Origin of the sequence: Pseudomonas sp. Leaf15, assembly GCF_001421425.1 — a bacterium.
Lineage (GTDB): Bacteria > Pseudomonadota > Gammaproteobacteria > Pseudomonadales > Pseudomonadaceae > Aquipseudomonas > Aquipseudomonas salomonii.
In genome coordinates this window covers 1-14,094 of record NZ_LMKI01000014.1, presented here as the reverse complement: position 1 = coordinate 14,094, position 14,094 = coordinate 1, and the positions used below count along the sequence as shown (strand labels likewise).

The 14,094-nt window shown below is 62.4% G+C and carries 7 protein-coding genes; 4 read left to right on the top strand and 3 right to left on the bottom strand.

Annotation, left to right across the window (positions count from 1 at the left end; translation table 11 throughout):
- The first annotated feature begins 90 nt into the window (after nt 1-90).
- On the top strand, nt 91-663 hold the full coding sequence (locus ASE80_RS13275) for a DUF2239 family protein (RefSeq protein ID WP_056859320.1): 573 nt from the start codon (nt 91-93) through the stop codon (nt 661-663).
- A gap of 25 nt (nt 664-688) precedes the next feature.
- Nucleotides 689-2,044 carry an MATE family efflux transporter gene (locus ASE80_RS13270; protein ID WP_056859319.1) on the top strand — a complete coding sequence of 452 codons (1,356 nt, stop codon included), beginning with the start codon at nt 689-691 and terminating at the stop codon, nt 2,042-2,044.
- On the opposite strand, the gene ASE80_RS13265 is transcribed toward ASE80_RS13270, so the two are convergent.
- Nucleotides 2,028-2,621, bottom strand: coding sequence for a TetR/AcrR family transcriptional regulator (locus ASE80_RS13265; protein ID WP_056859318.1), 594 nt, complete (start codon nt 2,619-2,621; stop codon nt 2,028-2,030). The genes ASE80_RS13270 and ASE80_RS13265 overlap by 17 nt on opposite strands.
- A 141-nt stretch (nt 2,622-2,762) precedes the next feature.
- Here ASE80_RS13265 and ASE80_RS13260 point away from each other — a divergent pair, with 141 nt between their 5' ends.
- Nucleotides 2,763-3,968 (top strand): MFS transporter, encoded by a 1,206-nt coding sequence (locus ASE80_RS13260; RefSeq protein WP_056859317.1) that lies wholly within the window; start codon nt 2,763-2,765, stop codon nt 3,966-3,968.
- Here ASE80_RS13260 and ASE80_RS13255 read toward each other — a convergent pair.
- Together ASE80_RS13255 and ASE80_RS13250 are read right to left on the bottom strand one after the other, a co-directional pair.
- Nucleotides 3,935-4,300 carry a type II toxin-antitoxin system HicB family antitoxin gene (locus ASE80_RS13255; RefSeq protein WP_056859316.1) on the bottom strand — a complete coding sequence of 122 codons (366 nt, stop codon included), beginning with the start codon at nt 4,298-4,300 and terminating at the stop codon, nt 3,935-3,937. The two genes, ASE80_RS13260 and ASE80_RS13255, sit on opposite strands and share 34 nt — an antisense overlap.
- Nucleotides 4,285-4,548 carry a type II toxin-antitoxin system HicA family toxin gene (locus ASE80_RS13250; RefSeq protein WP_056859315.1) on the bottom strand — a complete coding sequence of 88 codons (264 nt, stop codon included), beginning with the start codon at nt 4,546-4,548 and terminating at the stop codon, nt 4,285-4,287. The genes ASE80_RS13255 and ASE80_RS13250 overlap by 16 nt, the downstream gene beginning before the upstream one ends.
- Before the next feature lie 209 nt (nt 4,549-4,757).
- Here ASE80_RS13250 and ASE80_RS13245 point away from each other — a divergent pair.
- The coding region (locus ASE80_RS13245) for a non-ribosomal peptide synthetase (RefSeq protein ID WP_056859314.1) at nt 4,758-14,094 on the top strand (9,337 nt) is incomplete at its 3' end.

Below are 14,094 nucleotides of genomic sequence, written 5' to 3'. Positions count from 1 at the left end.
CGCCGACGGTGTTTACCGCATCGGCTTGCGGATTAGAAAAATACAGTTAATATGATCCGGGTAAAACAAATAACAGCCGGGTAATAATCGATGCCTATTCAAAATACAGCAGCCTGCACTGCCTTTGTCCGTCACCAACGTGTGGCAGCCGGCGCTTACTCTGAGGTGGCCAGCGCTCTGGCGGCCCTTGACCTGCCCACCGGCAGCTTTCTGGTCTTCGACGATGCCACCGGCACTCAGGTCGACTATCCCTGGCCTGCAGGCTACGCGCCGGAACAACCAGCGCGTGTCGAGATTGATGAAGCCCCTACCGCGACGCCTTCGGTCGGCCGTCCCAAGCTCGGTGTCGTCGCGCGGGAAGTCACCCTGCTGCCGCGCCACTGGGAATGGCTGGCCCAACAACGTGGCGGCGCGTCGGCGGCGTTACGCCGGTTGGTGGATGAAGCGCGCAATGTTCATGCTGCCCGTGATCAAATGCGCCAGGCCAAAGAAGCCAGCTATCGTTTCATGAGCGCCCTCGGCGGCGACCTGCCAGGGTTTGAAGACGCTTCACGGGCGCTGTTTGCCGAGGACGGTGGCGACTTTTCCCTAAAGATCGCGCATTGGCCGGTGGACGTGCAGACGTATCTGGCCTGGCTGTCACGCAATGCCTTTACTGCATAACAATAATCCAGAGATTCAAACCAGCATGGACGTCACCCCAAAGCGGCCGTTGTGGCAGATCTACCTGATGTTTCTGGCACCCATGGTGCTGTCCAACTTCCTGCAAAGCTTTTCCGGCACGCTTAACGGCATCTATGTCGGGCAGATGCTCGGCACCCAGGCGCTGGCGGCGGTGTCGGGGATGTTCCCCATCGTGTTTTTCTTTATTGCGTTGGTGATCGGCCTGGGGGCGGGCGCTTCGGTGTTGATCGGGCAAGCCTGGGGTGCGCAGGAAACCGCGATGGTCAAGGTGATTACCGGCGCCACCCTGACGCTTGGCGCGCTGGTGGGCTTGATCGCGGCAGTGCTGGGCAGCCTGTTTGCGCGCCCGGCGTTGCAGGCGTTGGGTACGCCGATCGATGTACTCGATGATGCGGTAGGTTATGCCCAGATGATGATGTTGATCATGCCGCTGCTGTTGGTGTTCATCCTCTACACCCAACTATTGCGAGGCGTCAGCGATACGGTTTCGCCGTTGCTGGCGCTGATGGTCTCGACGCTGGTCGGCCTGTTGCTGACCCCGGCGCTGATTCGTGGCTGGATCGGCTTGCCGCCCATGGGCATTCAGAGTGCGGTGTATGCGGGCTTGGTGGGCAACGCGGCGGCCATGCTGTTTCTGATTTTGCGCCTGCGCCATAAAAACCATGTGATGGCGCCGGACCGTGAACTGCTCGCGGCCTTGCGCCTGGACCGGGCGATCCTCGGCAAGGTCCTGCGTATCGGCTTGCCAACCGGTTTGCAGATGGTGGTGTTGTCGCTGTCGGAGCTGGTGATTCTGGCGCTGGTCAACGGTCATGGCTCACAAGCCACGGCGGCCTATGGCGCGGTGACGCAGATCGTCAATTACGTGCAGTTCCCGGCGCTGTCGATTGCGATCACGGCCTCGATCCTCGGTGCCCAGGCGATCGGGGCCGGGCGCCTGGAGCGTATCGAGCCGATCCTGCGCACCGGGCTTGTGATCAACCTGTGCCTGACCGGTGGCTTGATCCTGTTGGGTTACCTGTTGTCCCACTGGTTGCTGGGCTTGTTTATTACCGACGACGCGGCACGGCTCAATGCCGAGCACCTGCTGCATATCATGCTGTGGAGCATCCTGGTGTTCGGGTTCCAGGCGGTGATCGGCGGGATCATGCGCGCCAGCGGCGTGGTGTTGATGCCGGTGGCGATTTCGATCTTCTGTGTGCTGTGCGTTGAGCTGCCGATGGCGTACCTGTTCAACGCGCACTTCGGCCTGGAAGGCGTGTGGATGGCGTTTCCGGTGACCTACCTGGCGATGCTGGTGTTGCAGACCGCCTATTACCGGTTGGTGTGGCGCCACAAGCAGATCAAACGGCTGGTGTGACCGGTTGCTTCAAGCCTTGCAGTAACAGTTCCAGCGCCTGCAAACCTTCTTGCAGGCGCAGGTTTGGTTGCTCGTCACGGGCGATCCACAGGGCCATGTTAACCAGGCTGCCATTGATCAACTGGGCCAGCGCGACGCTGGGGGCTTGCTGGATGACACCGGCCTGCATCATCGCCTCCAGCAGCTGGCGCAGGGATTCCACGCACTGTTGCTCAGAGCCCGTATCACCGAGTACGGCCGGCGCATCCTGCAACACGATGCGTTGGATCTCGCCATCCTGGGCCATGCGCAAATAGGCGCGGCAGCGTTCACAAAAGCCGCTCCAGGGTTCCTGCGCCTGGTCGCTGATGCCCTGCAGGCGCGCGTCCATCTCTGCGTCGAGCTCGGCTACCACCGCCGCCAATAAGCCTTTCTTGTCGCCGAAGTGGTGGTACAACGCACCGCGGGTGAGGCCGGCGCGGGCGGTAAAGTCATCCATCGAGGTGTTGGCGTAGCCTTGAGTGGCGAAGGCTTGGCGAGCGCTGGCGATCAGCCGGGCGCGGGTGGCGTCGATCATTTCGGTACGGGCTCGGCTCATGGGTAAGGCTCGCATTAGCTCAGTGAGTGATTGACATACGCTGCGTATGTTACGCATGATTTGTCACATACGCACCGTATGTATTTTGCCTTGATACCTGCAAATCGCAAGTTTCAAGGGTTGAGGAAGAGGTTAAGCAGGATGGCAAATCCCTACGCCGAGTTATTTCAGGCCCCAGGCAGCCGGGCGTTTGTATTGGCGGGCATGCTTGCGCGCATGCCGATTTCGATGACCGGGATCGGCCTGATCACCATGCTCTCGCAAGTGCATGGCGGTTATGGCCTGGCAGGCTCGGTGGCGGCAGTGTTTGCGCTGGCGACGGCATTCTGCGCGCCGCAGGTGTCGCGCCTGGTGGACCGCTATGGCCAAGGCCGGGTGCTGCCGATTGCGGCGTTGATCGGCGGCGGAGCGTTGTTGCTGTTGTTGCTGTGCACTCGTTTGCAGGCGCCAGCCTGGACGCTGTTTGTGTTCGCCGCACTGGCCGGTTGCATGCCGAACATGTCGGCCATGGTACGGGCGAGGTGGACCGAGCTGTACCGTGGCCAGCCCAGGCTGCAAACCGCGTTTGCCCTGGAGTCGGTGCTTGATGAGGTGTGTTTCATTATCGGCCCGCCGATCTCGGTAGGCCTGAGCGTGGTGCTGTTCCCGGAAGCGGGGCCCTTGGTGGCGGCGTTGCTGTTGGCGGTTGGCGTCACCACCTTTGTGCTGCAGCGTGCGACAGAGCCGCCGGTGCATGCGCAGCAAGACCACCACGGCCGCTGGTTGATCGCCTCACCGTCGGTATTGATCCTGATGATCCTGCTGCTTGCCATGGGCGTGATCGTGGGTGTGGTGGATGTGGTCAGCGTGGCCTTCGCTCAGCACCAGGGCCAACCGGCGGCGGCCAGTATCGTGCTGTCGGTGTATGCCATCGGCTCATGCCTGGCGGGTTTGGCCTTTGGCATGCTCAAGCTCAAGGCGCCGCTGCCTCGGCAATTTCTGTTTTGCGGCGTGGCCACGGCGTTGACCACATTACCTTTACTGCTGGTGACCAATATCCCTGGTCTGGCGGCGGCGATCTTTATCTCCGGGCTGTTCTTTGCCCCAACGTTGATCGTCTCCATGGCCCTGGTAGAACAGGTGGTGCCGCCCAGCCGCCTGACCGAAGGCATGACCTGGCTGATCACCGGCCTGAGTATCGGCGTGGCCATTGGCGCGGCCAGCTCCGGTTGGATGATCGACCACTTTGGTGCTGCCAGCGGGTTCTGGGTGGCATTGGTGGCGGGAGCGGTGGTATTGGGCTCGGCGGTGTTTGGGTATCGGCGCTTGGGCGCTCAGCCGAGCGTCGGTACAGGTTCTGCGCAGTGATGCTGCAAAAACTCATTCAACGCCTGTCGCGTCAGGTCATTGAGCGTGACTTTCTTGCGCGTCGCTGCCAGGGCCGCCGCCAAATGCAAGTCGTGGCCAACGCGCACGTTGAATGAACCCTTGCAAGGTTTCTCCGGGGTTTGCCCCAGTGCCTGGCAGGTCACGAGGTAGTCATCCACTGCCTCGCGGAACGCCGCGTCCAGCTCCGCGACGGTTTTGCCTTCATAGCTCACCAGTGCCTTGATGAACAGCACCTTGCCGAACAGGCAATTGTCTTCGAGGCTGGCTTCGATAGAGCCGATGTAGCCTTGGTGTTTCAGTTGGTTGTCCACTGAATCAGTTCTCCTGATTTCAATTGTTCGATGATCTGGCGCCGAATGTAGTGTTTCAGTTCGTTGCCAGGGTGAGGCCTGTGCAAGGTGATCATTGCACTGGGGTTGCCGATATCGAACTTGACGCGGCTTCCAGCCCCTTCAATTTGTCGGTAGCCAAGCTGACGCATCAGCGTTACCAGCTCAGGCCAGGTAAATGCCATGTGCTCATTGAGCAGTTTGGCGAGCAGCTTTTCATTTTTGGACACGGCGTTCCTTGCGTGTAACTAAATGTAGTTGCAAAAAGTGGTGTTCGTCAATGCTAGCCTGAGTTTGCGAGCCTTGGCTGAGATTGATGTAACCCTTGATGACACAGCGCTTCACGCCGCTTACGCCCCGCTAATTTTTCCTTGTCCGGTTCGTTTTATAGGGACGACGTGCCTTTGTGCTTCCTGCCTATTGTTCCGGACTCCAAGAAATGAATGCTGAAGACTCCTTGAAACTTGCTCGCCGGTTTATCGGGTTGCCCCTGGAAAAACGCCAGGTTTTCCTGCAAGCCCTACAGAAAGAAGGCGTGGATTTTTCCCGGTTTCCGATTCCGGCAGGGGTGGAGGATCGCCAGGCGCTGTCCTACGCACAGCAACGCATGTGGTTTCTGTGGCAACTGGACCCGGCCAGTGGCGCCTACAACTTGCCTGGCGCCGTGCGGTTAAAGGGCGCCCTCAGCCTGCGCGCGCTGGAGCAGGCATTCGCAAGCCTGGTGGCACGTCATGAAACACTGCGCACGGTCTTCCAGCGCCAGGCCGGTGATCGCTTGCTGCAAGTTGCCATCGAGCCGTCGGTTGCCGTCGAGCATCTGGATTTCAGTGCGCTGGCCTTTGACGCACGCGAGCAGGCCGTCAACCAGGCGGCGACCCGGCAGTCACTGCTGCCATTCGATCTGGAAAACGGCCCACTGCTGCGCGTGCAATTGCTCAAACTTGATGCGCAAGAGCATGTGCTGCTGCTGACCCTGCACCACATCGTCTCCGATGGCTGGTCGATGAATGTGCTGATCGACGAGTTCATTCGCTGCTACGACGCCCACGAACGCCACGAAACACCGCAATTGCCGGCGCTGCCGATCCAGTACAGCGACTACGCCCTGTGGCAGCGGCGTTGGCTGGAAGCGGGGGAGCAGGCGCGCCAGCTTGAATACTGGCAGGCTCGTCTGGGTGATGAGCATCCGGTCCTGGAACTGCCCACCGATCGCCCGCGTCCGGCCATGCCCAGCTACCAGGGCACCCGGCATAATTTCGCCATCGATTCAGGCCTCGCGGCGCAGCTGCGCGGTTGTGCGCAAAAGCACAACGTCACCCTGTTCATGTTGCTGCTGGGCGCTTTCAACGTGTTGTTGCATCGCTACACGGGGCAGGGCGATATCCGCGTCGGTGTGCCGATCGCCAATCGCAATCGCAGTGAGGTCGAAGGGCTGATCGGTTTCTTCGTCAACACTCAGGTACTGCGTACCGAGTTGACCGGGCAAACCCGTGTCGCCGAGTTGCTGCAAGGCATCAAGGAGCATGCGTTGGGCGCCCAAGCCCATCAGGAGCTGCCGTTCGAACGCCTGGTGGAAGCCCTCAAAGTCGAGCGCAGCCTGAGCCATACGCCGCTGTTTCAGGTGATGTACAACCACCAGCCAGTGGTGGCGGACATTGCCTCGGTGAGCACCGCCTCCGGCCTGGAATTGGCGCTGGTGGAGTGGCAAGGCCGTACCACCCAGTTCGACCTCACCCTGGACACCTATGAAAAGTCCGGCACCTTGCATGCCGCGTTGACCTACGCCAACGACCTGTTTGACGCACCCTCTATTACACGCATGGCCGAGCACTGGGTCAGCCTGTTGCACGCCATGGTGGCCGGCGATGAACAACGCATTGGTGAATTGCCGATGCTGGCCGCCGATGAGCAGCAGGTGCTGGTCCACGCATGGAACCAGACGGGCCAGGCGTACCCGACCGAGCAAGGTATCCACCAGCTCATTGAGGAGCAGGTGCAGCGCACCCCGGAGGCGCCGGCGCTGGTGTTTGGTGCGACCACCTTGAGCTATGCCCAGCTCGACGCCCGCGCCAACCAGTTGGCCCATGCCTTGCGCGAGCAGGGCGTTGGCCCCGACGTGCTGGTGGGTATCTGCTTGGAGCGCTCAGTGGAAATGGTGGTGGGTTTGCTGGCGATCCTCAAGGCCGGCGGCGCCTACGTGCCGTTAGACCCGGAATACCCCCAGGAACGCCTCGCCTACATGATCGAAGACAGCGGCATCAAGCTGTTGCTCAGCCAGCAGAGCCTGCAGGCTTTGCTGCCGATTCATGGCGTGCAAGTGATCGTTCTGGACCAGGCGCCGGGTTGGCTGGACGGCTATAGCAGCGAATCACCGGCCGTGGCCATCCAGGCGCTCAACCTGGCTTATGTGATCTACACCTCCGGTTCCACCGGCAAACCCAAGGGCGCCGGCAACAGCCATCGCGCGCTGGTCAACCGCTTGTGCTGGATGCAGCAGGCTTACGGCCTGGACGCCAGCGATGCGGTCTTGCAGAAAACCCCGTTCAGCTTCGACGTGTCGGTGTGGGAGTTTTTCTGGCCATTGATGACCGGCGCTCGCTTGGTGGTCGCTGCGCCTGGCGAACATCGCGAGCCGGCGCGGCTGATCGAGACCATCGGCCGCCACGCCATCACCACCTTGCACTTCGTGCCGTCGATGCTCCAGGCGTTTATCCATGAGTCCGGCGTGCAGGCTTGCACGAGCCTCAAGCGCATTGTGTGCAGCGGCGAAGCCTTGCCGTTGGATGCGCAGTTGCAGGTGTTCGCCAAGCTGCCAGCGGCGGCTTTGTTCAACCTCTACGGTCCCACCGAAGCCGCCATCGACGTTACCCACTGGACCTGCATCGACGAAGGCGCCGACAGCGTGCCCATCGGCCGCCCGATCGCCAACCTGGCCACCTATGTGCTCGACGCCCAGCTCAACCCGGTGCCCGCCGGTGTCTCTGGCGAGTTGTACCTGGGCGGTGTCGGCCTGGCGCGCAGTTATCACCGTCGCCCCGGCTTGACCGCCGAACGCTTTGTGCCCAGCCCGTTTATTCGCGGCGAGCGCCTCTATCGTACTGGCGACCGCGTGCGCCAGCGTGCCGATGGCGTGATCGAGTACCTCGGCCGTCTCGACCATCAGGTCAAGCTGCGCGGTTTGCGTATCGAGCTGGGCGAAATCGAAACCCGGCTGATGCAACACCCGCAGGTGCGCGAAGCCGTGGTACTGGTGCAGGGCGGCAAACAGCTGGTTGCCTATCTGGTTAACGAAGGTGAAGAACCTACCGACCTCAAGGCCTGGTTGCTCAGCAGCCTGCCGGAATACATGGTGCCCACGCACTTCGTCACCCTGGCCAAATTGCCGGTCACCGCCAACGGCAAGCTCGACCGCAAGGCGCTGCCGTTGCCGGATGCCGCGCCGCAACAAGCCTTTGTCGCGCCCGAAAGCGAACTGCAAAAAGCCCTGGCAGCGATCTGGAGCGATGTGCTCGGCGCTCCGCAGGTCGGTCTGGACGACAACTTCTTTGAGCTGGGTGGCGACTCGATTATTTCCATCCAGGTGGTCAGCCGCGCGCGTCAGGCGGGGATTCGCCTCAGCCCGCGTGACCTGTTCCAGTACCAGAGCGTGCGCAGCCTGGCACTGGTGGCGAGCTTTGAACAGGCGACGGTCATCGATCAAGGCCCGGTCAGCGGCGAGGTGATCCTCACGCCCGTGCAGCACCACTTTTTCGAGCAGGCGATTGTGGCGCGCCAGCATTGGAACCAGTCGCTGCTGTTGGCCCTGCGCGAAACCCTGGAGCCCGCGCGCCTGGACGTGGCCTTGACCCGCTTGATCAACCACCATGACGCCCTGCGTCTGCGTTTTGTGCGCCAGGCAGACGGTTGGCAGCAGGCCCACGCCGAGCCGGTTTCAAGCGTTTCAGTGTGGCAGGCCCAGGTCGCTGACGAGGCGGAGCTGGCCGCACTCTGCGACGAAGCACACCGCAGCCTCGACCTTGAACAGGGTCCGCTGCTGCGCGCGGTACTGGTGTCGATGGCAGACGGCGCCCAGCGCCTGCTACTGGTGGTGCATCACTTGGTGGTCGATGGCGTGTCGTGGCGCATCCTGCTCGAAGACCTGCAACAGGCTTACCGCAACGCGGCGTTGCCGGCCAAGACCAGTGCCTACCAAGACTGGGCGCAGCAGTTACAGGCCCATGCGCTGACGCTAGGCAACCAATTGCCGTACTGGCAGGCCCAGACCGCGAGCGCCGATCTGCCCTGCGACAACCCCCAGGGCGGCCTGCAGAATCGCCTGGGCAGCAAGCTCGAAATCCGTTTGAGCGCCGAACATACCCGTCAACTACTGCAAGACGCCCCGGCGGCCTATCGCACCCAGGTCAATGACCTGCTGCTCACCGCGCTGGCGCGGGTGGTCAGCCGCTGGAGCGAGCAGCCTGTCGCGCTGATCCAACTGGAAGGCCATGGCCGTGAAGACCTGTTCGACACGCTCGACCTGAGCCGCACCGTCGGCTGGTTTACCAGCCTGTTCCCGGTGCGCCTGCACGCCGATGGCGAGCTGTCGGCGGCGATCAAGTCGGTGAAGGAGCAACTGCGCGCCGTGCCGCACAAAGGCATTGGCTACGGCCTGCTGCGCTACCTCGGCACGCCTGATGCCCGTGAAGCGCTCTCGAACCTGGCCGCGCCACGCATCACGTTCAACTACCTGGGGCAGTTCGACCGCCAGTTCAACGAGTCGGCGCTGTTCGTGCCGGCCACCCAGGGCAGTGGGCAGGCTCAAGACCCGGAGGCGCCGCTGGCCAACTGGCTGACGGTGGAAGGGCAGGTGTACGGCGGTGAATTGGCCCTGCAGTGGGGGTTCAGCCGTGAGATGTTCGAGGTGGCGACTGTCCAGCACCTGGCGGATGATTTCCAGCAGGAATTGCTGGCACTGATCGCCCATTGCGTCGATCCGAAACAGGGCGGCCTGACACCGGCCGACGTGACCCTGGCGCACTTGACCCAAACCCAGCTTGACGAGCTGGCACTGCCGGCAAGGGACGTGCAGGACCTGTACCCGCTGTCGCCGATGCAACAGGGCATGTTGTTTCACAGCCTCTACCAACAGGGCGAGGACGACATTTACGTCAGCCAGTTGCGCGCCGATGTGCACGGCCTGGACGTGGCAGTCTTCCAACGCGCTTGGGCGCAAGTGCTGGCACGGCATGACATGTTGCGCACCGGGTTTGTCTGGCAGGACGACCAGGGCCAGGCCCTGCAAGTGGTGCATCGCCAGGTCAGCTTGCCGTTCACCGAATTCGACTGGCGTGGGCGTCAGGAGCTTCCCGCCGCCCTGGATAGCCTGGCCGCCGAGCACCATCGCGAGGGCTTCGAGCTGGCGCGTCCGCCGTTGCTGCGGGTGGCGTTGGTACGTACGGCTGAAGACCGCTGGCACTTGATCTACACCAGCCATCACATCCTGATGGATGGCTGGAGCAATGCATTGGTGCTCAATGAAGTGCTGCAGGCCTGCAAGGGCCAGGCATTGGCGCCGGTGGGCGCGGCGTTTTCCCAGCACATCGCCTGGCTGCAACAGCAGGATCCGGCGTTGGGCGAGGCCTTTTGGCGCCAGCGCCTGGCGCAGTTGGACGAGCCGACGCATCTGGCGCGCAGTGTGCCCAAAAGCCCGGCGCAGAGTGCGGGTGAATACGGTGAAGTCTTTTGTGAGTGGGATGCCATCCAGACTCAGCGCCTTTCGGTCTTCGCCCGTGCGCACCAAGTGACCCTCAACACCCTGGTGCAATCGGCGTGGCTGTTGCTGCTGCAACGCTACACCGGCCAGTCCAGCGTCGCCTGTGGGGTGACGGTGTCCGGGCGCCCGGCGCAGCTGGCGAATGTCGAGCAGCAAGTCGGCCTGTTCATCAACACCTTACCGCTGATTGCCGCCGCCAGCCCGGCGCAAAGCGTCAGCGATTGGGTGCGATGCGTACAGGCACTGAACCTGGAAATGCGCGAGCATGAACACACGCCGCTGTTTGATATCCAGCGCTGGGCCGGTTCGGCCGGTGAGGCGTTATTCGACACGCTGGTGGTGTTCGAAAACTTCCCGGTGGCCAAGACGCTGGAGCAGTCGGGCGAGGGCGGTTTGCGCTTCAGTGGCGTCAGTCATCAGGAGCGCACCAACTACCCGTTGACACTGACCGTGCACGGCGGCGAGCACCTGAGCCTGCACCTGGAATACCTGCGTGCGCAGTTCGACACCGACACTGTGCAGCACATCGGCACCTACTTGCAGGGCTTGCTGCAGCAATTTATCCAGGCGCCCGAGCAAGCCGTGGGCGCCATCCCCTTGCTGTTGGATTCTGAATACACCCGCGTACTGCAAGACTGGAACCCGCGCAATGTCGCTCAACCGGCCAAGGCAAGCGTATTGCAGCGCTTCGAACAACAAGCCGCGTTGCACCCGCAAAACATCGCGCTGATCCTGGATCAGCAGCGTATGACCTACGCCGACCTCAACCTGCGCGCCAACCGCCTGGCCCATCGCCTGATCGCGTTGGGCGTCAGCCCCGACACGCTGGTGGGCGTTGCGGTGGACCGGTCCCTGGAAATGATCGTCGGCTTGCTCGCGGTGCTCAAGTGCGGTGGCGCCTATGTGCCGCTGGACCCGAAATACCCGGCCGAGCGCCTGCAATGCATGATCGAGGACAGCGGTCTGCAATTACTGCTGACTCAGCAGCCATTGGTGGAGCATCTGCCGATCAGCGCGAGCCTGACGCTTGTGTGCCTGGAGTCCGGCGCAGACTGGTTGGCCGATTACAGCGCTGAAAACCCAGTGTCGAGGGCACACCCGGCCAACCTGGCCTACGTGATGTTCACGTCCGGCTCCACCGGCAGGCCAAAAGGCGTGGGCATCGACCTCGCGTCCCTGGCCCGGCATGTGGAGGTCTTCACCGAGCTGTTTGCGCTGCAAGCCCATGACCGCGTGCTGCAATTTGGTACCTTCAACTTCGACGGTTTTGTCGAGCAGCTCTACCCGGCGCTGTGCTGCGGTGCGGCGTTGGTGGTACGCGGTGGTGAACTGTGGGACAGCGACACCTTCTACCAGCAATTGATTGAACACGATATTTCCGTGGTCGACCTGACCACGGCCTATTGGCTGGCTCTGGTGCGCGACTTTGCAGACCTCGGCCCACGTGATTACGGGCGCCTGCGCCAACTGCACATTGGCGGCGAAGCCATGCCGCCTGAAGGGCTGAATGCCTGGCGCGCAGCGGGCTTGCAGCAGGTGCGGCTGCTCAACACCTACGGGCCTACCGAAGCCACGGTGACCGCCACTGCCCTGGACTGCGCCGCGTATGTCGAGGGCCGTGAAGCCTTGCCGTCGATGATGCCGATTGGCCGCGTGCTGGATGGCCGTGCCATTTACCTGCTGGATGCCAACCTCAACCCGGTGCCGGTAGGTGTCGCGGGCGAGCTGGTGATCGGCGGCCCGCTGCTGGCGCGGGGTTATTTCAAGCGTGCGGACCTGACGGCCCACCGCTTCATTCCCGATCCCTTCTGCGCTGACGGCGTCGGCCGCTTGTACCGCACCGGTGACCTGGCGCGCTATCGCGCCGATGGGATGATCGAGTACGTGGGGCGAATCGACCATCAGGTCAAGGTGCGAGGTTTCCGTATCGAGTTGGGTGAAATCGAAGCGCGCCTGCTGGCCCAGGCCAGTGTGCGCGAGGCGCTGGTGATCGCGGCGGACAACCAGTTGGTCGGTTATATCGTCGCCAACCCGTCGTTGTCCGACACCGAGCAGGCTCAATTGCGCACGCAGCTCAAGGCCGCGTTGCGCCAAGAGCTGCCGGACTACATGGTGCCGGCGCATCTGCTGGTGCTGGAGCGCTTGCCATTGAGCCCCAACGGCAAGCTCGACCGTGCCGCGCTGCCCAAGCCGGATATCAGCCAAGCCCAGATCGATTGGGTTGCACCGGTCACCGAGACCCAGCAACGCGTCGCGGCTATCTGGGCCCAGGTGCTGGGCGCCGAACGGGTCGGGCTCAACGATCACTTCTTCGAGATGGGTGGGCATTCGTTGCTCGCCACGCAAGTGGTGTCCCGCTTGCGTCATGGCCTGGGTCTCGAAGTTGCACTGCGCACGCTGTTCGAGCAGCCCGTGCTGGGTGACTTTGTTAACACTCTGGCTGGGGTCAACACTCTGCCCGCGGTCAACGCTTCGGCGCCAGCAATGGTGGCGGCGGATCGCGATCAGCCATTGTTGCTGTCCTATGCCCAGGAACGGCAGTGGTTCCTCTGGCAACTGGACCCGCACAGTTCGGCCTATCACGTGCCCAGTGCGCTGCGCCTGAAAGGTCCGCTGGACCGCAGCGCCCTGCAACGTGCCTTCGATACCCTGGTGGCGCGCCACGACAGCCTGCGCACGCATTTGCAGCAAGAAAGCGACCGCACGGTGCAAGTGGTCAGCCCACAGGCGCGGATCGAACTCGTGTCGCAGCTCACCGACGAAGCACAGCTTAAATCCACGGTGGAGGCGCTGGTGGCGCAACCGTTCGATCTGCGCCAGGGGCCGTTGATGCGTGTGAGCCTCTTGCGCCTGGCGCAAGACGAGCATGTGCTGGTCCTGGTGCAACATCACATCATCTCCGACGGCTGGTCGATGCAAGTGCTGGTCGACGAACTGGTGCAGCTCTATGCGGCCTACAGCCAAGGCCTGGCCCTGCAATTGCCGGCGATGGCGATCCAGTATGCCGACTACGCCCGTTGGCAGCGCGACTGGATGGAAGCCGGTGAAAAAGATCGCCAGCTCGACTACTGGCGTGAACTGCTCGGCGGCGAGCAACCGGTGCTGGAGTTGCCTTTTGATCACCAGCGCCCTGCGGTACCGTCCCATCGCGGCGCGCGTTTGTATATTGCGCTGCCGACTCCGTTGCTCGATGGCCTCAAGTGGTTGGCCCAGCGCGAAGGTGTGACGCTGTTCATGCTGTTGCTGGCTTCCTACCACGCGTTATTGCATCGCTACAGCGGCCAGCAGGACATCCGTGTCGGCGTGCCGATCGCCAACCGCAACCGTGTGGAAACCGAACGGCTGATCGGCTTCTTCGTCAACACCCAGGTGCTCAAGGCCGAGATCGACGCGCAAACCACCGTTGCCCAGTTGTTGCAGCAGGTCAAACAGCGCGCCCTGGAGGCCCAGGCCCATCAGGACCTGCCGTTCGAGCAACTGGTCGAGGCCCTGCAACCTGAGCGCAGCCTGAGCTTGAGCCCGTTGTTCCAGGTGGCGTTCAACCACCACATCAGCCAGGCCAGCGAGCATTTACAGCGCCTGGCGCAGTTGGACATGAGCCCGGTGAGCTGGGATGAAACGGCTGCGCATTTCGACCTTACCCTGGATATCGAAGAATCCCGTGACCAGTTGAGTGCGTCCCTGAGCTATGCGACCGACCTGTTCGAAGCGTCGACCATTGAACGCATGGCCCGTCACTGGCAAAACCTGTTGCAGGCGATGGTTGCCGACCAGCAGCAGCCCATCGGCCAGTTGAACCTGCTCAGCCAGGATGAGCAACAGCACATCCTGCAGCTGTGGAACCAGGCCGACGCCGGTTTCCCGGCCGAGCGCCTGGTACACGAACTGTTCGCCGATCGCGTCCGGGAAACCCCGGATGCGGTGGCGGTCAAGTTCGATGCGCAAACCCTGACTTATGGCGAGCTGGACCGCCAGGCCAACCGCCTGGCCCATGCGCTGATCGCCCGTGGCGTCGGCCCGGAAG